Source organism: Phenylobacterium sp., from assembly GCF_004799515.1.
Lineage (GTDB): Bacteria > Pseudomonadota > Alphaproteobacteria > Caulobacterales > Caulobacteraceae > Phenylobacterium.
The window spans coordinates 1-20,308 of sequence record NZ_SSMX01000025.1 but is presented as its reverse complement, the minus strand read 5'-3'; the positions used below and the strand labels follow the sequence as shown (position 1 = coordinate 20,308).

Below are 20,308 nucleotides of genomic sequence, written 5' to 3'. Positions count from 1 at the left end.
TTTCGATTCTGGAGCATGCTTTCCTTTGACGCCGCGCCCGCCCGGCGCGATCCTCTCCTGAACGCCGATCAGGTCCGCATCAGACGGGCCGGGGCGGGAGGTGGACGAAGGGAGCCGGCGATGGCCGACGGCAATATCACCAAGGACGCCATGTACGGGGCGGTGGCCCCGGACGACTTCGAAGCCATGCTGACGCTGGACCGCTACGGCGAGCGCTCGGCGGCCTTCGACAAGATCATCAGCGCCACCCACGAGCATTTCTGGGATCCGTTGGACCCGAAATACATCGACTTCTCCGAGCCCTTCGACCTGGAGAACGAGGCGATGACGCCGGAGGAGCTGAACCCGCTGCTCCGCCTGCCGCACATCGCCGAGACCCTGACCGACCCGAAGCAGAAGATCGCCTTCATCAACTATATGCAGCTGCGCAGCTTCTCCTCGATCCTGCACGGCGAGCAGGGGGCGCTGAACCTGTCGGCCAGCCTGTGCCATGTGCTCTACGACCAGGGCGCCCAGGAATACGCGGCGAACCAGACCCGCGAGGAGGCGCGCCACGTCACCGCCTTCGCCAAGTATATCAAGGCCCGCTGGGGCCGGCCCACGGAGTGCGGGGCGGCGCTGAAGAGCCTCCTGGTCGAGATCATCGAGGCGCCGGAGGTCTATAAGAAGATCGTCGGCATGCAGATGCTGGTGGAGGGCCTGGCCATGGGCGCCTTCGCCAACGGCTACAAGCACAACCGCGATCCGGTGGCCAAGAAGCTGTTCCAGCTGGTGATGACCGACGAGGCCTTCCACCACAAGTTCGGGAAGATCTGGGCGGACCGGACGATCCCGCGGCTGACGCAAGCCGAGCGCAACCTGGTGGAGGACTGGACCGCCCACTGCGCCCAGTCCCTGTTGTTCGACCGCGGCGATCCTCGGCAGATGTCGGAGATCTATGGCCGCTTCGGCCTCGATCCCGAGCGCGTGGTGGCCGACATCATCCAGCGGCGGGCCGAGCGCGATCCCAACCGCAAGTTCCGCGGCGAAACCAACGTCTTCCGCGTCCTGATCAAGACCCTGTTGAACGCCGGACTGATCACGTCGCGCACCCGCAGCTTCTACGCCGCCTACGTCGACACGGACGAGCTCGCCGCCGAGGGCGAGCGGATGGTCGGCGACGACATCGCCGAGGAGGGCATCCGCTACCTGCAGGCGATCAATTTCAAGGACCGCGCCAAGGATTCGTCCCGGGCGGTTTCCATCGCCGCCGAATAAGGGCAAGAAGCCTTTTTGAAGGCCGCGCCCTGAAAAGGGCACGGTTCCGTGGTTGCGTCCTTATGCAGCGCCCGCGATCGCCCCGCGGGCGTTTCCTTTACCTCCAGACGAAGCTAATCACCCGGCCCATGCTGAAACGCCTGACCGTGATCCTGGCCGCCGTGGCCGCCTTCGCCGTGCCGGCCGCCTCCCTGGCGGACGTCCAGCCCGTCGCCCACATCGAACTGACCAAGATGATGGGCCGCTGGTACGAGGTGGCGCGGCTGCCCAACATCATCCAGCGCGGCTGCCAGGCCGGCGCCTCGGATTGGACCCGGGTCGCCGACGGCTTCGCCGTGGTGCAGACCTGCCACAAGGGCGCCCCCGACGGCCCGCTTTCCGAGTGGAAAGCCCACGCCCGGGTCGAGGACCCGGTCTCCAACGCCAAGTTCCGCATGACCTTCTTCGGCGGCCTGGTGACCCAGGAATATGTGGTCGTCGACCAGCATGAAGACGAGGGCTGGCTGATACTGGCCACCCACGACGGCAAGTACCTTTGGCTGATGTCGCAGAAGCCGACCCTGGCGGCGCCGATCCGCAGCGAGGCCGTCGCGCGGATCAAGCAGCTCGGCTTCGACATCGCCCGCCTGGAATTCCCGCTGCCCGCCCACGGCTGAAGGCGCGATGGGGCTGAGGCCTTGACGGCCGGAACGTAGCCGGAACATTCTGGCGGCATGGACGTCAGCGTCACCCTCGTCGCCAGCTCCCGGCCGGAGACCACCGCCGCCGTCACCCGGGGCGCGGGGCGGCTCCTCACCGCGCTCGGCTATGCGCCGCTCGCCGAAGTGACGCTCCCGAACGGGCGGCGCGCCGACCTGATGGCGCTCGGGCGCCGCGGCGAGATCTTCATCGTCGAGGTGAAGTCCAGCCTCGAGGACTTCCGCACCGACCAGAAGTGGCAGGAATACCGGCCCTATTGCGACGCCTTCGCCTTCGCCGTGGGTCCGGAGTTCCCGCGCGAGATCCTGCCGCAGGAGCCGGGCCTGATTGTCGCCGACGGCTTTGGCGGCGCGGTGCTGCGCGAGGCCCAGGCGGTGCCGTTGGCCGGCGCGCGGCGCAAGGCGCTGACCCTCGCCTTCGCCCGCTTGGCGGCGATGCGCGCGGCGGGCGCGCCCGCGGTGGTGTTGGAGTAGGGCTTGGGCGGCTGGACCTACATCCTGGCCAGCGCGCCGTATGGAACCCTCTACGTCGGGGTCACCAGCAACATCTCGCGGCGGGTGTTCGAGCACCGCGAGGATGCCGGCAGCGCCTTCTGCCGGAAGTACGGCGTGCGCCGGCTGGTCCACTCTGAACCGTTCGAGAATATCAGCCACGCCATCCATCGCGAGAAGCGGCTGAAGAAATGGCCGAGGGCTTGGAAGATCAGACTGATCGAAGAGACCAACCCCACCTGGAGCGACCTCTACGAGACGATCCTGGAGTGGGGGCCGCTCTGATCGCCATCCACTCTCCCGCCGTCATCCTCCGGTCGCCCGAAGAGGCGATCCGGGGGACCCAAGCGGCGTCGCTAGGTCGAGCACCTCAGCTTGGGTCCCCCGGATCAGCCTGCGGCTGACCGGAGGATGACGATCTTTTTTTTGATGACCCGGTCGGTGGCCGTCGGCCGTTACCGCCCCGCGCGCGTCATGGCTTTCAGCGCGCCCATGTGGCGGCGGGAGACGGCGACTTCCGCGCCGGTGGAGAGCACCACCGCTCCGCGGCCGCCGGCGTGGCGGATGCGCACGATGCGGTCGAGGCGCACCAGGCTGGAGCGGTGGACGCGCACGAAGAGCTGCGGGTCGAGCCGGCCCTCCAGCGCCCCGATCGACTGGCGCACCAGGAAGCTCTTGGCCTGTGTGTGGATGCGCACATAGTCGCGCTCGGCCGCCACCCAATCGATGGCCCCTACTGGTATCGCGAGCCGCCCGCCGCGCTCCTGGATCCAGATCTCGCGGTCATAGGGGCTGGCCGGCGCCGCCGGGACGCCCGGCGAGGGGGTGGCGGGCGCGCTGCGCAGGTTGCGAAGGATCTCCTCCAGCTCCTCCGTGCGCTCAGCGGCGGCGCGTTCGGCGAGCGCCTGGCGGGCGCGGCCGAGGGACGCGGCCAGCCGCTCCGGCTCCACGGGCTTCAGGAGGTAGTCGAAGGCCGCCCGGTCGAAGGCGTCGAGGGCGAAACGGTCGAAGGCGGTGACGAAGATCACGATCGGCGCGCTCGGCCCCAGCGCGTCCAGGAGCTCCAGCCCGGTCAGCCCGGGCATCTTGATGTCCAGCAGGACCACGTCCGGCGGCCGCTCGGCGATCATCCGTCGCGCGGCGGCGCCGTCGGAGGCCGCGCCCGCCAGCTCGATCCCCGGCTGCTCGCGCAGCAGGATCTCCAGCCTGCGCCGGGCCAGGGGCTCGTCGTCGACGATCAGCACCCGCAGCATTCAGCGCCGCTCCAGGGGCAGCTCGATGGTGGCCGCGAAGCCGCCGCCGTCGCGGGCGCCGCTGACCAGCCGCCCGGCCTCGCCGTAGAGCACCTCCAGGCGGCGGCGCACATTGGCCAGGCCCACGCCCAGCGCCGCCGGCGCGCGCTTGCCCTCGCCGCCGGCGTCCGGGCAGCCGTCGTCCTGCACGGTGACCGATAGCGTCCCGCCGCGCGCTTCGGCCAGGATCTCCACGCGCACCGGCCGGGCCGAGCGGGCCACCCCGTACTTCACCGCGTTCTCGATCAGGGGCTGCAGGATCAGGCCGGGCACGATGGCGTCGAGGAGCTCGCCCGGCGCGGCCTCGCAGAAGCGCAGGCGCTCGCCGAACCGCTCCTGCTCGATGGCCAGGTACTGGCGCTGGGCGGCCAGCTCCTCGGCGAGGGTGATGCGTTCGCCCGGGGTCTTCTCCAGCGAGGCGCGCAGGAAGTTGGACAGGGACAACACCATCCGCTCGGCGCGGTCGAAGTCCTTCTGCAGGATCAGCGAGGAGAGCGCGTTCAGGGTGTTGAACAGGAAGTGCGGGTTGATCTGGTAGCGCAGCATCTGGTTCTGGCTCTCGGCCGCCAGGGCCTGGGCCTCCACCAGCCTGAGTTTCTGCTCACGCACCTCCTGGTCGTAGGACAGCGCGAAGACCACCGCGCACCAGGCGATGAAGGACCAGACCACCAGCGAGAAGTTGCCGACGTTCTCCCAGAAGAGGGAGGTCATGGCCTCGCTCTCCGGCCAAAGCGGGGCGAGGATGTTGAAGACCGTGTAGTTGACGCCGGTGTAGATCGCTCCGCCGGCGATGGAGAGGCCCGCCGCCAGCAGCAGCCACCGCCGCCTCGGCCAGTCGCGGGTGCGCAGCAGGATCCGCTGGACGAGGGCGCAGAGCAGGAGGCCCACGCCGCAGGTGACCGCGCGGCGAAGACACATGCCGATGATCTCGGCGTGGGTCGCCTCGCCCCCGAAGGTGCGCACGGTGAGCAAGAGGTAGGTGAAGATCCAGAGGATCAGGTTGGCCGCCAGGTAGCGGTCGAGATGCCGCCGCCATCCGCCCGCGGGATCGGGCCGGCCGGGAACGCTGTCCAAGGACGCCCCTCCGCGCCGTTGCAAAACGGCAGACTAGGCCGAAGAACCCTGTAAGGCGACGCCGCTTGTCGTGCGAAACCAACCGTTTGCAGCGCCGGCTACGGTTAGGCCCGCAACCTCCAACCTTCATCGCATACGGCGTGATCGGCGCCGGTCGCGGTCCGATGCTGGTCTTCGGCAGGCAGACCGAAGGGTGCGGACATGATGTTGTGCGGTCAGATCTCCATCGAACTGACGGTCGACGACTTCGTCGAGGCGGCGGATCACCAGCGGCGCATCGAGGATCTGCTGGCCAGGGTGCGGGAGAGCTATCCGGAAGCGACGCTCACCATGCGCGAGCGGCGCCAGCGCAAGGCGCTGGGGCTGGCGGTGGCCGACCGGGCGCCGGCCGGCCTGGCCCGTTACGGCGAGGCGTGAGGCGGCCATGCGGACCCGCAACGCCCTGCTGCAGGGCCTGCACCTGATGAAGCGGCTCGACCCGCGGATCAGCGTCAACGAGGCGATCGCCTTCCTCTATGTCGCCGAGAACGAGGGCCTGACGGTGCAGGAGCTGGCCGATGTGGCCGGCTTCACCCAGTCGACCGCCTCGCGCAGCCTGCGCGCCCTGGGGCCCGTGGACTCGCCCTGGTCGCAGGGCCTGTCCCTGGGCCTGGTCGAACCCTTTCTCAATCCAAACGACGGGCGCAGCCACGTGGTGCGGCTGTCCGCCCAGGGGCGCGAGCTGCGTGACCGGCTGGACGCGGTCATCCGCCAGGCGGCGACCATCGCCCCGGCGCGCATGACCTTCGCGGCCTAGGGTCAAATTCCTTTTCCCCCTAATGCCGGAAATTCAGCGCGGGGCCCGCTTGGCCAGGATGCGCTGCAGGGTGCGCCGGTGCATGTTGAGCCGGCGCGCGGTCTCCGAGACGTTGTGGTTGCAGAGCTCGTAGATGCGCTGGATGTGCTCCCAGCGCACCCGGTCGGCGCTCATCGGATTGTCCGGCGGGGCGGGCGAGGCGTCGCCGCGGGCCAGGAGGGCGCGGGCCACGTCGTCGGCGTCGGCGGGCTTGGAGAGGTAGTCCACCGCGCCGGCCTTCACCGCTTGCACGGCTGTGGCGATGTTGCCGTAGCCGGTCAGCATGATGATCTTGGCGTCGGGCCGGGCGTCGCGCACCGCCTCCACCACCTTGAGGCCGGTGCCGTCTTCCAGACGCATGTCCAGCACTGCAAAGGCCGGCGCATGGCTCCTCACCGCCGCCAGGGCCTCGGACACCGATCCCACCAGGGTGGGCTCGAAGCCGCGTTGCTCGAGCGCGCGGCCCAGGCGGGTGCGCAAGGGGGCATCGTCATCCAGCACCAACAGGGTGCGGTCGGGCAGGGCGGCGATGTCGGCGGAGAGGTCGGTCATGCTGTGATCCCAAGCAAGCGGGTTCCGTAGGCTCTGACGTGTGCGGCATCCTGTCGCAGGTTTCGCCTGTTCGGCAAGCCGGAACTCGCACCTCCACATCTAGGGCGAGACCGCCTCGATTTTCGAGCGCGGCCAGCGAGCCGACACGACGGCGCCGTGCGGCCTGCCGTTCTGAAAGGTCACAAGGGCCCCGGTTCGTTCCAAAAGCGTCTTGGAGATGAAGAAGCCGAGCCCCATGCCGATGTGGCCGGTGCGCGAGCCTTCCGCCCCCGGACGGCTGGTCACATAGGGCTCGCCGAGCTTGGCCAGCACCTCGGGCGCGAAGCCCGGGCCGTCGTCGCGCACCTCGATGGAGATGGTCTCGGCGTCGAAGCGGGCCGACAGCAGGATCTCCGAGGCGGCGAAGTCGACGGCGTTCTCCACGAAGGAAGTAAAGGCGTGGGTGATCTCCGGCAGGCGGCGGATGTCGGGGGTCTTCATGCCCTTGGCGCCGGTGACGATGGCCTCGACGCGGACGCCCTTCACGCCGGCATGCGGCTCGATCACCTCCTGCACCAGCTGGCGCAGCGACAGGCGCTCGTGCACCTCGTCGGAGGCCGCGTCGGGGGTCTCGGTCAGCCGCCGCAGTATCTCGCGGCAGCGCTCGGCCTGGGAGGTCAGCAGCTCGGCGTCTTCCCGCACCTGCGGTGTCGGCGCCTCGCGGCTCATCTCCTTGGCGACGATGGCGATGGTGGCGAGCGGGGTGCCAAGCTCGTGGGCGGCGGCGGCGGCCAGCGCGCCCAGGGCCGACAGCCGCTGCTCGCGGGCCAGCACCGCCTGGGTGACGTCCAGCGCCAGGGCCATGCGCGCCGATTCCACCGCCGCCTGGCGCACATAGCCGGCGGTCAGCGCGATGCCGGCGATGTTGGCCAGCGCCGCCCCGATCCGGAAGCTCAAGGGGATCGCCACCACCATCTCCGGCGCCTGGGGCAGCGGCAGGGCGGCGAAGGCCATCACCGCGGAGAGCAGGCCGGCCATGGCGCCTAGGATCAGCACGGGCCGCAGCGGCAGGGTGGCGGCCGCGAGCGTCACCGGGGCGATCAGCATCAGGATGAAGGGGTTCGACGACCCGCCGGTCAGGAAGACGAGCGCGCTCATCAACAGGATGTCGAGGGAGAGCTGGGCGGCGGCCTCGCGGTCGCCGAACACCCGCTGGCCCGGCGAGGCGACGCCGGTCAGGAGGTTCACCCAGGCGCCGGCGCCCACCAAGGCGAAGGCCAGCGGATAGGGCAGGGAAAAGCCCAGCGCCATGACCAGCAGCAGCAGGGCGAGCTCGCCGGCCACCACCAGCCAGCGCAGGGTGACCAGGGTGCGGACCCTGAGGCGCCCGCGGTGGACCGCGCCCTCCGCCCAATCCTCGCCGAGCTTGGCGTCCCCGAGCGTGGGGTCCCCGAGGCCGATACCGTCGCGCGCGAGCGTCCCTTGCGCGGCGGCGGCCCCGGTCCTATCGAGGCCCCTGGGGGTAATTTCCGGCGAGCTTGGGCCGTTCGGCGTCCTGGGCTTGGCCATGGTCCGCTAGGATCGCGCGGCTGACGCGCCCTGGCGAGCCCCAAAGCGGCGAGGTTTTAGAGGAACCCTCATGAGCAGGACCGTCTGGGTCATTCTCGCCATCCTGGCCCTGGCCTTCGCCGCCATCACCGGCCTGGCCGTGCGGCGCGGCATGCTGGGCCCGCAGGCGCAAACCGCCGCCATCGGCGGGCCGTTCCGCCTGACCGACCAGACCGGCAAACCCACCGACCAGAAGGTGCTGAACAAGAAGTGGAGCGCGGTCTTCTTCGGCTACACCTATTGCCCGGAGGCCTGCCCGACCACGCTCCTGGCGCTCGGCCAGACCGAGAAGCTGCTGGGGCCCAAGGCGGACGACTTCCAGACGGTGTTCATCTCCGTCGATCCGGAGCGCGACACGCCCAAGGTCCTGACCAACTATCTGTCGAACACCAGTTTTCCGCGCCGCACCATCGGCCTGACCGGCACGCCGCAGCAGGTGGCCGACGCCGCCCACGCCTACCGGGTCTACTACCAGAAGGCCGGAGCGGGGCAGGACTACCAGGTCAACCACTCGACCATCACCTATCTGATGGGCCCGGGCGGCGACTTCGTCTGCGTGATCGCCTACGGCGAGACGCCGCAGGTCATGGCCGGCCAGATCCAGGCAGCGATGAAACAGGGGCCGCACGCGACCTCCTGCCAGGCCTGAGCCGGTCTCATGCTGACGGTTCCGTGAATTGAACCCCAGGTATGGACCCGGTTAAGGGTTCGGGTGTTATGCTGCGGCGCACAAAAGGATGGGGCATGCTCTACTCCCTCTATGAAGCCGGTTTCTACGCCGCCTCGCCGCTGCGCGAGGCCGCGCGGCTCACCCGCGACTTCTGGTCCTCGCCGCTCAATCCGGCGCGCGACAGCGATATCGGCCGCCGGCTCTACGCCAACGCCGACCTGTTCGCGAACCTGACGCGCCGCTACGGCAAGCCGGCCTGGCACATCGACAGCGTCGAGATCGACGGCCATCCGGTGCGGGTGCGCCCCACCGAGGAATGGTCGAGCCCCTGGTGCAAGCTCACCCACTTCGCCCGCGACATGGCCGACATGCGCCGGGCCGGGCGCCGCACGCGGGAGCCCGCGGTGCTGATCGCCGCCCCGCTCTCCGGCCACTACGCCACCTTGCTGCGCGGCACGGTCGAGGCCTTGCTGCAGGACCATGAGGTCTACATCACCGAGTGGACCAACGCCCGCGACGTGCCGGTGATGGAAGGCCGCTTCGATTTCCACGATTACATCGACCACATCCGCACGATGTTGCAGGTGCTGGGCCCGCGGGCGCACGTGGTGGCGGTCTGCCAGCCGGGCCCGCCGGTGCTGGCCGCCGCGGCCCTGATGGCCGAGGACGGCGACGAGAACCGCCCGGGCTCGATGACCTTCATGGGCTCGCCGATCGACGCGCGCCTGTCGCCCACCGTCACCAACAAGCTGGCGGAGGAGCGGCCCTTCACCTGGTTCCAGTCGCACATGATCGACACCGTGCCGCCGCCCCATCCGGGCATGGGCCGGCGCGTCTATCCGGGCTTCGTCCAGCTCGCCAGCTTCATGTCGATGAACGCCGAGAAGCACCAGGAGGCGCACCAGCGCTACCTGCGCCAGCTGATGGAGGGCGACGGCGACGGCGCCGAACGGCACCTGGAATTCTACGACGAGTACCTGTCGGTGCTGGACCTCACCGAGGAGTTCTATCTCCAGACGGTGGACGTGGTCTTCCAGCGCTACCTCCTGCCGAAGGGCGAGCTGGAGCATCGCGGACGCCTCGTGCGGCCCGAGCTGATCAAGGACATCCGCCTGCTCACCGTCGAGGGCGAGAACGACGACATCTCCGGCATCGGCCAGACCCAGGCGGCGCACGACCTCTGCTCAGGCCTGACGGCGGCGTTCAAGCACGACTACGTGCAGCCGCACGTCGGACACTACGGCGTCTTCAACGGCGCCCGCTTCCGCGACCAGATCTATCCGCGCGTGCGCGACCTGATCTGGGAGGCGGAGCTGGCGCTGTCGCGCACGCCGGCCAACACCGGCAAGGCCAAGGACGAAAAGGCCGCATAGGCCTCCTGTCCGGCGGCCTTTCGTGCGGGGGCCTCTCCCGCCGAGGGCCGAAGCCTCCTAGATTCAGCGGCGATGAGTCTCTTCGGCCGCGCCGGCATCCTTGGGAAGACCTGGTCCGACGGCGACCGGCTGGAAGTGGCCGGCGCGCCCGTCACCCTGAAGGTCAACCGCCGCGCGCGCCGGGTCTCCCTGCGCCTCGACCGCACCAAGCGCACCATCGTGGCCACCGCGCCCTCGCTGCGCCGCCTGCCGGAAGCCGCCGCCTTCGCCCGCGAGCGCGCCCACTGGATCGCCGAGCGCATGGCCGAGCTGCCGGCCGCCGCCCCCGTCCATCCGGGCCTGACGCTGATGGTGTTCGGCGAGCCCGTGCGTCTGGAGGCCGGGACCGGCCGGGCGAAGTGGCTGCCGGCCGAGGGCGGCGAGCCCGCCCGCATCACCGCCATGGGCGAGGGCGAGGGCTATGCGCGCGCGGTGATGTTGATGCTGAAGAAGCGGGCCCGCGCCGTGCTGGGCGAACGGACCGAGGTCTACGCCGCCATGCTGGGCGCGCCGGCCCCCAGCGTGACCATCGCCGACGCCAAGGGCCGCTGGGGCTCCTGCCGCCCCGGCGCGCGCGGGGCGCCCGCGGCGATCCGCTACAGCTGGCGCCTGGCGCTCGCCCCGTTCGAGGTGGCCGACTATGTGGCGGCGCACGAGTGCGCCCACCTCCTGGAGATGAACCACGGGCCGCGCTTCTGGGCCCACGTCCGCGCCCTGGTGGGCGATCCCGCGCCGCACCGCGCCTGGCTGAGAGCCGAGGGCGCGCGCCTGCACGCCTTCGGAAGCTAGCGGTAGACGCCCCAGTAGCTGAAGCTGGCGATGTGGTCGCCGACCACGCCGGGGTCGAGCCCCTCCGTGCGCCCATCCGGGAACTGCGCCCGCACCAGGGTGTCGACGTCGAGGCCGTCGCTGGCCCAGCCGCGCTCCTGGGTCGGCACGGCGCGGCCGCGCATGTTGACCAGGCCCAGCGGGGCGCCGTCCGGCAGGGCGCGGCGCAGGCGGGCGATGTCGTCCTGCGGCGTCACGCAGTGCTGCAGCACCCAGACGCTGATCGCCGCGTCGCCTTGGAAGCCGTCGGCGATCATCTGGTCCAGCGTCTGCGGCGACACCGCCGAGAAGGCGGGCCAGCCGACGTAGCCGGGGGCGAGGCTGCGCATCTGCTCGCTGATGTCGACGCCGACCACCCGGCAGTTGAACTGCTCCATCAGGGCCTTCGACAGGCGGCCCACGCCGCAGCCGTAGTCGATCACCGTCTGGCCGAGCTTGAGGTTCAGCGCCTTGCCGAGCAGGTCGGCCAGGTAAGGCGTCTCGCGCTCCCAGCGCAGGTCGGTGGTCTGGTCGCGCTCGGTGGTCAGGATGATCCGGCGCGCCGCCTCGAGGTCGCGGGCTTCGAAGACGCTGGGATTGTAGGTCAGTTTCGCCATGCCGCCTCCTAGCACGACGCCGGCCGCGCACTCCATCCGCTAGTCGTGCGGCGCCTCGTCCGGCGATGGCGCCGGGCCCTCGGCCTCGTGGTCGCCGTGCAGCAGGTCGTTCACCCCGTTGATGATCTGGCCGATGGCGTCGGGGGGCTGGTCGGCCTCGGGGGCGTCGGCGCCGGGGATCGGCCCGGTCTTCAGCCGCGGCAGGGCCTGGGCCATGTAGGCGTGCCAGATGCCGGCCGGGGCGCCGCCGCCGGTGACCTTCTTCATGGGCGTGTTGTCGTCCTTGCCGACCCAGACGGCGGTGACGAAGCCGCCCGTGTAGCCGATGAACCAGGCGTCGCGGTAGTCGCTGGTGGTGCCGGTCTTGCCCGCCAGGTCATAACCCTTCACCGCCGCACGCGTGCCGGTGCCGGACGCGATCACCTGGCGCATCATGCGGATCATATAGGCCAACGCCGGCTGGCCGATCACCGTGCGCCGCGCGTCGCCGGCCACGCTGTGGTCGTAGAGCACCCGGCCCGACGCGGTGCGGATGCGCTCGATGCCATAGCCCTTGGCGAACACCCCGCCGTTGGAGAAGGGCGCATAGGCCTGGGCCATCTCAAGCGGACTCACCTCGACGGCGCCCAAGGCCATGGAGGGATCGAGCTGGATCGGCGAGGTGATGCCAAGCCGGCGCGCCGTGGCCGCCACATTGGAGGTGCCGACCTCGCTGGCCAGCCGCGCGGCCACGGTGTTGATCGATTCCTTGAGCGCGATCTCCAGCGTGATCGGGCCGAGGTATTGGCCGGTGTAGTTGCGCGGGGTCCAGTTGCCGATGGTGATCGGCTCATCCACCACCGGCGTGTCCGGCGTGCGGCCGGCCTCCATCGCGGTCAGGTAGACGAAGGGCTTGAAGGACGAGCCGGCCTGGCGCCGCGCGCTGGTGGCGCGGTCGAACTGGCTCTGCAGATAGTTGACCCCGCCGACGTAGGCGCGCACCCGGCCCTCGCCGTCCAGCGAGATCAGCGCCGCCTGCTTGACGCCCAGGTTCTGGGCCGCGGCGACGCCGGTCTGCACGGCCTGCTCGGCCGAGGCCTGCAGCGGCAGGTCGAGGGTGGTCTCCACCACTAGGTCCTCGGTCGGCTGGCCCACCAGGCGGCGGACCTGGTCGTCCACCCAGTCGGTGAAGTACTGCGCCCGCTGGTTGGCCAGCACCGGGTTGACCACCACCGGGGTCTTGATCGCCTGGTCGCGCTGCTCGGGCGTGATGGCGTGGATGCGCACCATCTCGTCCAGCACGATGGTGGCGCGCCGCTCGGCCCGGTCGGTGGCCGCCACCGGCGAATAGCGCGAGGGGCCCTTCATCAGCCCGGCCAGCAGGGCGGCCTCGCCCACGGTGAGCTGGGCGGCGGGCTTGCCGAAATAGCGCTGGCTGGCGGCCTCGATCCCATAGGCCCCGGCCCCGAAATAGACCCGGTTCAGATAGAGCTCGAGGATCTGCTTCTTGGAGAACTTGGCCTCCAGCCAGATGGCCAGGATCAGCTCCTGGGCCTTGCGCCGGTAGGTCTGGTTCGGCGTCAGGAACAGGTTGCGCGCCAACTGCTGGGTGATGGTCGAGCCGCCGCGCAGAGGCCCCGCGCCATGGTGGGTCCAGTCGTAGAGCTGGCTGCGGGCGATGCCCCAGGGGTTGAAGCCGAAGTGCCAGTAGAACCAGCGGTCCTCGATGGCCACGAAGGCCTTGGGCACGTAGGGCGGCAGCCGGTCGAGGTCGACGGGCGGGGCGTACTGGCTGCCGCGCACCGCCACCAGCCCGCCGGAACGGTCCAGGTAGGAGATCGAGGGCTGGCGCTTGACGTCGTAGAGCTTGGAGGTGTCCGGCAGGTCCACCGAGAAGACGGCGAAGAAGGCGACGACGAAAATCAGCGCCCAGACGCCGGCCACCAGGGTCCAGTAGATGGCCGCCTGCAGGGGCGAACGCCCCGGCCGGGGCCCGCCCGGTCCGCCCGGCTGCCCCCCGCCTTCGCCACGGGACGGCGGCTGCGCGTTGGCCATGTGCTCCTCGTCCTTGGCCCCTGCCGGCCGCGTCGGGCGCGACCCATAGCCTAGGGCAGACAAGCACGCGACAAGATTGACGAGATATGAACGCCGGGCTTTGAGAAGCGCCGAAGCGTCACGCCGCTTCCGTCGCGGCCCAGCTTAGGTCACATTCCGCGCCGAGCTTTTCCGGCCGCTGGGCCGGCGCCCTGGAGGACGTTTGACGATGTTGCGGATGAAGGTTGCGCTGCTGCTGGCGCTCACGGTGTTCGGCGCGGCGGCCTGTTCCCCCAAGGCGGGCGGCGGCGGCTCCGCCAACCTGAAGGACGACATGGACCTGGGCAGCGCCGCGGCCAAGGTCTCGGTGGTGGAATACGCCTCCGTGGGCTGCCCGATCTGCGCCAAGTGGCAGAAGGAGGTCTTCCCCGCCTTCAAGGCCAAGTACATCGACACCGGCAAGGTCCACTACGTGTTCCGCGAGATGCTGGTGGGCCAGGGCCCCGAGATCGCGGTCGCCGCCTCCGGCTTCCTGGTCGCCCGCTGCGCCGGGCCGGGCAAGTACTTCGCTGTCACCGACGCCATCTTCAAGGACCAGGAGCAGGCCTTCCAGGCCCCGCGCGAGACCCTGCTGGACGTGGCCAAGTCGGTGGGCATGACCGAGGACCAGTTCAACAAGTGCATCAATGACGAGAAGGCCATCCAGGGCCTCAACGACCGCGTCGAGCACCACAGCCGCGACGACCATGTGAACTCCACGCCCACCTTCGTGATCAACGGCAAGGGCATGGAGCCGGGCTACCACTCGCTCGACGAGATCGACGCGGCGATCAAGGCGGCCGGGGGCTAGGTTCCCCGCGCGTCCCGGCGAAGGCCGGGACCCAGATGGGTTGGCTCGGCTTCGGGCTCTATGAGCTCAGAGTCCGTCCAGCCGACCGTTCAGCTTCAAGAACTGGATCCCGGCCTTCGCCGGGATGAGCGGTAATCCGCCCTGCGACATAATGACGGGCCAGGATCGTTTTGCGGCGCCGAGATCGCACTGCAACATGGATGCAACGGGAGCTCTGCATTCCTGCATAGCCGCCTAGCGAAAATAACGGTTGCAGACGATCTTAACACTGTTATCTTAGCGATGCTCAGTTCGTGGCGCACCTAGGGTGGGGATACCCGAAGTGATCCACGCGGCGGACCGGGCCGGCGCCTTTGAGCAGGGGCGCCGCCACTCCCCGAACGATAGGAAGAGCTCCAATGAAACTCCTGACCGTCGCGGCCGCTTGCGCCGCCTTCGCCACCCTGTGCGCCGCTCCGGCGTTCGCCGCCGATCCGGTGGTTGTGAAGCTGGCGCAACCCATCGCCCAACCGACCAAGTTCATCGCCGGCGAGGCGGTGTTCAACTGCGAGGGCGACACCTGCACGGCCATCACTCCGCAATCGCAAACCTTCACGACCTCGGCCTGCAAGACCATCGCCGCCAAGCTTGGCCCGATCGCGTCCTACACCGAGACCAAGTCGTTCGACGAAACCAAGCTGGCCGCCTGCAACAGCGTCGCCGTGGCCCGTTCCGCGGCCGGCCCGCAGATGGCCAAGCAGTAAGCCACAGCTTTTACGGTCTCCCAGCAGCTCAGTTGTCGAGCTTCTGAAACTACGGGCGTCGGTCTTTTGGCCGACGCCCTTTTTCTTTTGCGCGGTTTCCTCCGCGTAAGGCGCAAAGCCCGTGACTATTCGTCGGGACCCAGGTAGGTCCCTCCGTGTTGCGGCGCGTCAGGTCGCGTGCTATCAGGCGCGCGGCTTTGGACGAGGGGTTCTTTCGGCTCCTGTGTTCGATGTGCTTTTTCCAAGCGCTTTCAAGCCTTTAAGGCCGCTGCGGAGACCTCCGTCGCGGCTCTCTAGACGCACCGGGCGGACGTTCAAAAGTGGCCGAAGATTCCAAGGTGTCGAATGTGGGCGGGCGCTACGCTCAGGCCCTCTTCGATCTGGCGACCGATCAGAAGGAAGTGGCGGCCGTCGAGGCTGACCTGAAGTCGCTGAAGGCGGCGTTGGCCGACAGCCGCGACCTGCGCGTGCTGGTGGGCTCGCCAGCGTTCAGCGCCGAGGACAAGGCCAAGGGCCTGGCCGCTATCGCCGCAAAGGCGAAATTCAAGCCCACCACCCAGAAGTTCCTGGGGCTGCTGGCCGCCAACGGCCGGGCCTCGGAGCTGGCAGGCGCCATCGCCGGCTACGAGGCCCTGTCCGCCAAGGCCCGCGGCGCGGTCTCCGCCCAGGTGACCACCGCCGCCCCGCTCAGCGCCGCCCAGTCCAAGGGCCTCGCCGCAGCGCTGCGCCAGGCGCTCGGCAAGGACCCCGAAATCGAGACCCGCGTCGACCCCGCCATCCTGGGCGGGATCAAGGTGCAGGTCGGCTCCCGTCTGTTCGATGCTTCGCTCAAGTCGCAGCTCGACTCCCTGAAATTCGCCCTCAAGAGAGCGTAAGATCCATGGATATCCGCGCCGCCGAAATCTCGGCCATCCTCAAGTCGCAGATCGCGAACTTCGGCCAGGAAGCTGACGTCTCCGACGTCGGCCAGGTGCTGAGCGTCGGCGACGGCATCGCCCGCGTGTTCGGCCTCGACAACGTCCAGGCCGGCGAAATGGTGGAATTCCCCAAGGCCGGGGTGAAGGGCATGGCCCTGAACCTGGAGCGCGACAACGTCGGCGTCGTGATCTTCGGCGAGGACCGCGCCATCTCCGAAGGCGACGAAGTCCGCCGCCTGGGCGAGATCGTGGACGTGCCGGTGGGCAAGGGCCTCCTGGGCCGCGTCGTCAATCCGCTGGGCGAGCCGATCGACGGCAAGGGCCCCATCCAATTCACCGAGCGCCGCCGCGTGGACGTCAAGGCGCCCGGCATCATCCCGCGCAAGTCGGTGCATGAGCCGGTGCAGACGGGCCTGAAGGCGATCGACACCCTGATCCCGGTCGGCCGCGGCCAGCGCGAGCTGATCATCGGCGACCGCCAGACCGGAAAGACCGCCGTGGCGATCGACACCATCCTGAACCAGAAGTCGATCAACGCCACGGGCGACGAGAGCCAGAAGCTCTATTGCATCTACGTGGCCATCGGCCAGAAGCGCTCCACCGTCGCCCAGATCGTCAAGACGCTCGAGGAGCGCGGCGCGCTGGACTACACCATCGTGGTCTCGGCCACGGCGTCGGAGCCGGCCCCGCTGCAGTTCCTGGCGCCCTTCTCCGGCTGCGCCATGGGCGAGTTCTTCCGCGACAACGGTATGCACGCGGTCATCATCTACGACGACCTTTCCAAGCAGGCCGTCGCCTACCGCCAGATGTCGCTGCTGCTGCGCCGCCCGCCGGGCCGCGAAGCCTATCCGGGCGACGTCTTCTACCTCCACTCCCGCCTGCTGGAGCGCGCGGCGAAGCTGAACGAGGACAATGGCTCCGGCTCGCTGACCGCCCTGCCGCTGATCGAGACCCAGGCCAACGACGTGTCGGCCTACATCCCGACCAACGTGATCTCCATCACCGACGGCCAGATCTTCCTCGAGACCGACCTCTTCTTCCAGGGCATCCGCCCGGCAGTGAACGTCGGCATCTCGGTGAGCCGCGTGGGGTCGTCCGCCCAGATCAAGGCGATGAAGACCGCCGCCGGCCCGATCAAGGGCGAACTCGCCCAGTACCGGGAAATGGCCGCCTTCGCGAAGTTCGGCTCCGACCTCGACGCCACGACGCAACGCCAGCTGGCGCGCGGCGAGCGCCTGACCGAGCTCCTGAAGCAGCCGCAATACTCGCCGCTGTCCGTCGAGGAGCAGGTGGCGGTGATCTACGCCGGAACCCGCGGCTATCTGGACGGCATCGCCACCAACCAGGTGCGCCGCTTCGAGAGCGAGCTCCTGTCGCACCTGCATTCCAAGCATCAGGCCCTGCTGGACACGATCCGCACCACCAAGGACATCAAGACCGTCGAGGACGATCTGAAGTCCGTGCTGGCCGCCTTCGCCGCGTCGTTCGCTTAAGCTGCTGACCCAGAGGATCAGGATCTAGGCGAATGGCCAGCCTCAAGGAGATGCGCAATCGGATCGGAAGCGTGAAAGCCACGCAGAAGATCACGAAGGCGCTGCAGATGGTCGCGGCGGCGAAGCTGCGCCGCAGCCAGGACGCCGCCCAGAACGCGCGGCCCTATGCCGAGCGCATGGCCGCGGTGATCGCCAACCTGGCGTCGGGCGTGTCCGGCGAGGGCGCGCCGAAGCTCTTGGTGGGCACGGGCTCCGACAAGCGCCACCTGATCGTGGTGGCGACCTCGGACCGTGGCCTGGCCGGCGGCTTCAACTCCTCCATCGTCCGCGCGGCGCGCGAGCGCATCAACCGCCTGCGCAACGAGGGCAAGGACGTCCAGATCCTCACCGTCGGCCGCAAGGCCCGCGACCAGCTGCGCCGGATGGGCAACGCCGCGGGCGCCTTCGAGGCGGGGGCCAACCCGTCTCTCGCCGTGGCCGAAGAGGTTTCGCTGAAGGTGCGTGAGCTGTTCGAGACCGGTCAGGTCGACGTGGTCACGCTGTTCTTCTCGCGGTTCAAGTCGGTGATCTCGCAGACCCCGGTCGGCGTGCAGCTGATTCCCGCCGAGGTGCGCGCCGGCTCGACGCCGGTCGACCTGAAGGGCGCGAGCTACGAGTACGAGCCGGACGAGGAGACCATCCTCGAGACCCTGCTGCCGCGCAACATCACCACCCAGATCCTATCCGCCATGCTGGAGAACCAGGCCGGTTTCTACGCCTCCCAGATGACGGCGATGGACAACGCCACCCGCAACGCCGGCGACATGATCGCCAGCCTCACCCTGCAGTACAACCGCTCACGCCAGGCGCAGATCACCAAGGAGCTGATCGAGATCATCTCCGGCGCCGAAGCGCTCTAGACCCGAAGAGAGTCAGGAACCATGGCCACCACCACCGCCGCCGCCAAGAAGCCCGCCGCGAGGAAGCCCGCGGCTCCGAAGGCGCCCGCCAAGGCCGCCGCCGCCAAGACCCCGGTCGCCGCCGTCCAGGCGGTCGCCACCGGCAAGCTGGTGCAGATCATCGGCGCCGTCGTCGACGTGGAGTTCGAAGGCCACCTGCCGGCGATCCAGAGCGCGCTGGAGACCACCAACACCGACCAGCGGACCGGCCAGACCTTCCGCCTGGTGCTCGAGGTCGCCCAGCACCTGGGCGAGAACACCGTGCGCGCCATCGCCATGGACACCACCGAGGGTCTGACCCGCGGCCAGCCGGTGCACGACACCGGCCGCCCGATCACCGTGCCGGTGGGCCCGGCCTGCCTCGGCCGGATCATGAACGTCATCGGCGACCCGATCGACGAAGCCGGCCCGATCGCGCTGACCCACACCTCGCCGATCCACCGCGAGGCGCCGTCCTTCGCCGAGCAATCGACCTCGGCCGAGGTGCTGGTCACCGGGATCAAGGTGATCGACCTGCTCTGCCCCTACACCAAGGGCGGCAAGATCGGCCTGTTCGGCGGTGCGGGCGTCGGCAAGACCGTGACCATGCAGGAGCTGATCAACAACATCGCCAAGGCCTACGGCGGCTACTCCGTGCTGGCGGGCGTGGGCGAGCGGACCCGCGAGGGTAACGATCTCTACCACGAGATGATCGAGTCCAAGGTCAACGTCGACCCGAAGGAAAACAACGGGTCCACCGAGGGCTCCAAGTGCGCCCTGGTCTACGGCCAGATGAACGAACCTCCGGGCGCCCGCGCCCGCGTGGCCCTGACGGGCCTGGCCCAGGCCGAGTACTTCCGCGACGTGGAAGGCAAGGACGTGCTGCTGTTCGTGGACAACATCTTCCGCTTCACCCAGGCGGGCGCGGAAGTGTCGGCGCTCTTGGGCCGCATCCCCTCGGCGGTGGGCTACCAGCCGACGCTGGCCACCGAGATGGGCAACCTGCAGGAGCGGATCACCTCGACCAACAAGGGCTCGATCACCTCGGTGCAGGCCATCTACGTGCCCGCCGACGACATGACCGACCCGGCGCCGGCCACCTCCTTCGCCCACCTGGACGCGACGACCGTGCTCAGCCGCGACATCGCCGCCCAGGCCATCTTCCCGGCCGTTGACCCGCTGGACTCGACCAGCCGGATCATGGACCCGCTGGTGATCGGCGAAGAGCACTACCAGGTCGCCCGCCGGGTGCAGGAGACCCTGCAGGCCTACAAGGCGCTGAAGGACATCATCGCCATCCTGGGCATGGACGAGCTGTCGGAAGAGGACAAGCTGACCGTGGCCCGGGCGCGGAAGATTTCCCGCTTCCTCAGCCAGCCCTTCCACGTGGCCGAGCAGTTCACCAACACGCCCGGCGTGCTGGTCAGCCTGGAAGACACCATCCGCTCGTTCAAGGCGGTGGTGGACGGCGAATACGACCACCTGCCGGAAGCCGCCTTCTACAACGTCGGCACCATCGAAGACGCGGTCCGCAAGGCCGAAAAGCTGGCGGCGGAAGCCTAGGGGTCATGGCCGAGAAGCTGCACTTCTCCCTGGTCTCGCCGGAACGCGAGCTGTTCGCCGGCCTGGTGGACCAGGTCGACGCGCCGGGCGCCGAGGGCGACTTCGGGGTCCTGGCCGGCCACGGCCCGTTCATGACCACCCTGAAGGAGGGGCCGGTCACCGTGCACAACGACGGCAAGACCACCGTCTACAACGTGCGCGGCGGTTTCGCGGATGTCACGCCGGCCGGCTTGACCGTGCTCGCGGAGCACGCGGTTGAGGCAGTCTGAATTATAGTTGTAAATTCGGCGGTGGGAGGTCTTGCCTCCGCGGGCTCGCTCCCGTTTTATGACGCGCTGAAAAGTCAGGGGAACCTTTGATGCGGACTGCCCTCCTTAGCCTGCTCGCCGCCACGGCGCTGGTCGCCGTGGCCCAGGTCACCGTGGCCGAGGCGCAGACGCCTTCCCCTTCGGCTCCGGCCGACCAGCCGGCCGCGCAGCCGCCGGCCGCGCCGGCGCCGCCCGCCGCGCCGCCCGCGCC

22 protein-coding genes are annotated in these 20,308 nt (G+C 69.2%); 16 read left to right on the top strand and 6 right to left on the bottom strand.

Annotated elements, in window-relative coordinates:
• Nucleotides 1–120 precede the first annotated feature (120 nt).
• The 4 genes from E8A49_RS09405 to E8A49_RS09390 all read left to right on the top strand — a co-directional run bounded on the left by E8A49_RS09405 (nt 121) and on the right by E8A49_RS09390 (nt 2,732).
• Entirely contained in the window at nt 121–1,257 is a 1,137-nt protein-coding gene (locus tag E8A49_RS09405) for a ferritin-like domain-containing protein (protein WP_293379551.1), read from the top strand.
• Nucleotides 1,258–1,385: 128 nt separating this feature from the next.
• On the top strand, nt 1,386–1,913 hold the full coding sequence (locus E8A49_RS09400) for a lipocalin family protein (RefSeq protein WP_293379548.1): 528 nt from the start codon (nt 1,386–1,388) through the stop codon (nt 1,911–1,913).
• A gap of 57 nt (nt 1,914–1,970) precedes the next feature.
• Nucleotides 1,971–2,429, top strand: coding sequence for a DNA repair putative endonuclease MmcB (gene mmcB / locus E8A49_RS09395; RefSeq protein WP_293379545.1), 459 nt, complete (start codon nt 1,971–1,973; stop codon nt 2,427–2,429).
• A 3-nt stretch (nt 2,430–2,432) separates the two neighbouring features.
• Nucleotides 2,433–2,732 (top strand): GIY-YIG nuclease family protein, encoded by a 300-nt coding sequence (locus E8A49_RS09390; protein ID WP_293379542.1) that lies wholly within the window; start codon nt 2,433–2,435, stop codon nt 2,730–2,732.
• Nucleotides 2,733–2,902: 170 nt separating this feature from the next.
• On the opposite strand, the gene E8A49_RS09385 is transcribed toward E8A49_RS09390, so the two are convergent.
• On the bottom strand, nt 2,903–3,700 hold the full coding sequence (locus E8A49_RS09385; RefSeq protein ID WP_293379539.1) for a LytTR family DNA-binding domain-containing protein: 798 nt from the start codon (nt 3,698–3,700) through the stop codon (nt 2,903–2,905).
• Nucleotides 3,701–4,813 (bottom strand): histidine kinase, encoded by a 1,113-nt coding sequence (locus E8A49_RS09380; protein ID WP_293379536.1) that lies wholly within the window; start codon nt 4,811–4,813, stop codon nt 3,701–3,703. It abuts the gene before it with no gap.
• A gap of 201 nt (nt 4,814–5,014) precedes the next feature.
• On the opposite strand from E8A49_RS09380, the gene E8A49_RS09375 reads away from it, so the two are divergent.
• Together E8A49_RS09375 and E8A49_RS09370 are read left to right on the top strand one after the other, a co-directional pair.
• A complete protein-coding gene (locus E8A49_RS09375; protein ID WP_293379533.1) occupies nt 5,015–5,230 on the top strand; it encodes a hypothetical protein in 216 nt (71 codons plus the stop codon).
• Between the two features lie 7 nt (nt 5,231–5,237).
• Nucleotides 5,238–5,609 carry a MarR family winged helix-turn-helix transcriptional regulator gene (locus E8A49_RS09370; protein WP_293379530.1) on the top strand — a complete coding sequence of 124 codons (372 nt, stop codon included), beginning with the start codon at nt 5,238–5,240 and terminating at the stop codon, nt 5,607–5,609.
• 33 nt (nt 5,610–5,642) lie between these two features.
• On the opposite strand, the gene E8A49_RS09365 is transcribed toward E8A49_RS09370, so the two are convergent.
• Nucleotides 5,643–6,200, bottom strand: a complete 558-nt coding sequence (locus E8A49_RS09365; RefSeq protein ID WP_293379527.1) for an ActR/PrrA/RegA family redox response regulator transcription factor — start codon at nt 6,198–6,200, stop codon at nt 5,643–5,645.
• 99 nt (nt 6,201–6,299) lie between these two features.
• On the bottom strand, nt 6,300–7,748 hold the full coding sequence (locus E8A49_RS09360) for an ActS/PrrB/RegB family redox-sensitive histidine kinase (RefSeq protein WP_293379524.1): 1,449 nt from the start codon (nt 7,746–7,748) through the stop codon (nt 6,300–6,302).
• A gap of 70 nt (nt 7,749–7,818) precedes the next feature.
• Here E8A49_RS09360 and E8A49_RS09355 point away from each other — a divergent pair, with 70 nt between their 5' ends.
• The 3 genes from E8A49_RS09355 to E8A49_RS09345 all read left to right on the top strand — a co-directional run bounded on the left by E8A49_RS09355 (nt 7,819) and on the right by E8A49_RS09345 (nt 10,658).
• Nucleotides 7,819–8,436, top strand: coding sequence for an SCO family protein (locus tag E8A49_RS09355; RefSeq protein WP_293379521.1), 618 nt, complete (start codon nt 7,819–7,821; stop codon nt 8,434–8,436).
• A 95-nt stretch (nt 8,437–8,531) separates the two neighbouring features.
• Nucleotides 8,532–9,830: a polyhydroxyalkanoate depolymerase gene (gene phaZ / locus E8A49_RS09350; protein WP_293379518.1), complete on the top strand. Its 1,299-nt coding sequence runs from the start codon at nt 8,532–8,534 to the stop codon at nt 9,828–9,830.
• Nucleotides 9,831–9,902: 72 nt separating this feature from the next.
• Nucleotides 9,903–10,658 (top strand): SprT family zinc-dependent metalloprotease, encoded by a 756-nt coding sequence (locus E8A49_RS09345; protein WP_293379515.1) that lies wholly within the window; start codon nt 9,903–9,905, stop codon nt 10,656–10,658.
• Here E8A49_RS09345 and E8A49_RS09340 read toward each other — a convergent pair.
• A complete protein-coding gene (locus E8A49_RS09340) occupies nt 10,655–11,293 on the bottom strand; it encodes a methyltransferase domain-containing protein (protein ID WP_293379512.1) in 639 nt (212 codons plus the stop codon). The genes E8A49_RS09345 and E8A49_RS09340 overlap by 4 nt on opposite strands.
• Before the next feature lie 39 nt (nt 11,294–11,332).
• Complete coding sequence (locus tag E8A49_RS09335; RefSeq protein WP_293379509.1) at nt 11,333–13,327, bottom strand: transglycosylase domain-containing protein; 1,995 nt, start codon at nt 13,325–13,327, stop codon at nt 11,333–11,335.
• Nucleotides 13,328–13,544: 217 nt separating this feature from the next.
• Here E8A49_RS09335 and E8A49_RS09330 point away from each other — a divergent pair, with 217 nt between their 5' ends.
• From E8A49_RS09330 to E8A49_RS09300, 7 genes are all read left to right on the top strand, one after another.
• Nucleotides 13,545–14,156: a thioredoxin domain-containing protein gene (locus E8A49_RS09330; RefSeq protein ID WP_293379507.1), complete on the top strand. Its 612-nt coding sequence runs from the start codon at nt 13,545–13,547 to the stop codon at nt 14,154–14,156.
• Nucleotides 14,157–14,554: 398 nt separating this feature from the next.
• Entirely contained in the window at nt 14,555–14,899 is a 345-nt protein-coding gene (locus tag E8A49_RS09325; RefSeq protein ID WP_293379504.1) for a hypothetical protein, read from the top strand.
• A gap of 320 nt (nt 14,900–15,219) precedes the next feature.
• Nucleotides 15,220–15,774 carry a F0F1 ATP synthase subunit delta gene (locus E8A49_RS09320; RefSeq protein ID WP_293379501.1) on the top strand — a complete coding sequence of 185 codons (555 nt, stop codon included), beginning with the start codon at nt 15,220–15,222 and terminating at the stop codon, nt 15,772–15,774.
• A 5-nt stretch (nt 15,775–15,779) separates the two neighbouring features.
• Entirely contained in the window at nt 15,780–17,309 is a 1,530-nt protein-coding gene (atpA, locus tag E8A49_RS09315; protein WP_293379498.1) for a F0F1 ATP synthase subunit alpha, read from the top strand.
• A 32-nt stretch (nt 17,310–17,341) separates the two neighbouring features.
• The gene (locus E8A49_RS09310) at nt 17,342–18,208 is read left to right on the top strand and encodes a F0F1 ATP synthase subunit gamma (protein ID WP_293379495.1); all 867 of its coding nucleotides are present in this window, start codon (nt 17,342–17,344) and stop codon (nt 18,206–18,208) included.
• Between the two features lie 21 nt (nt 18,209–18,229).
• Nucleotides 18,230–19,789 carry a F0F1 ATP synthase subunit beta gene (gene atpD / locus E8A49_RS09305; protein WP_293379492.1) on the top strand — a complete coding sequence of 520 codons (1,560 nt, stop codon included), beginning with the start codon at nt 18,230–18,232 and terminating at the stop codon, nt 19,787–19,789.
• A gap of 5 nt (nt 19,790–19,794) precedes the next feature.
• Nucleotides 19,795–20,058 (top strand): ATP synthase F1 subunit epsilon, encoded by a 264-nt coding sequence (locus tag E8A49_RS09300; RefSeq protein WP_293379489.1) that lies wholly within the window; start codon nt 19,795–19,797, stop codon nt 20,056–20,058.
• Nucleotides 20,059–20,308: the final 250 nt, after the last annotated feature.